Below are 423 nucleotides of genomic sequence, written 5' to 3'. Positions count from 1 at the left end.
CTCTTCGATCGGGCAGCGGTGTTGTTGCCACAGATCCACCAGGCGGTACGGCGTCGCCACCACGACACGACCGGAGCCCGACCGATAGTAGGTGTGCGCATTGGGCGTGTGGCACCAGACCGTGCGTTGCATCGCCTCGTCGATTCCCGCAACGTAATCCTCGAACGCGGTTTGGGTGACTTCTATCGTCGACGCACCGCGCAGCGCCATCAGTTGCAGGCACTCCATGATGTAGTGCGCCAAGACCTCCCTCGAGAAGTTGGCCCCCGCACCATGTCCCGGGCTGTAGTTCGGCGCGGAGGTGATGAACAGGTTCGGGAACCCCGGGACAGTGCCGCCGCGATACGCGCGGGGGCTGTCACCCCACTCCTCTGCCAGGGTCTTGCCGTCACGGCCCCGGATGTCGACAGTGGACAAGAAATC

At 64.1% G+C, this 423-nt stretch carries 1 pseudogene; it reads right to left on the bottom strand.

From position 1 onward, the window contains the following. Window positions 1-423: pseudogene (locus RNB18_RS52665) on the bottom strand (hypothetical protein); the annotation flags it as partial.

This window comes from Streptomyces doebereineriae (assembly GCF_031845645.1).
Classification (GTDB): domain Bacteria; phylum Actinomycetota; class Actinomycetes; order Streptomycetales; family Streptomycetaceae; genus Streptomyces; species Streptomyces canus.
Note: the sequence above shows the minus strand (reverse complement) of the source record. Positions and strands in the feature narration are given on the sequence as shown.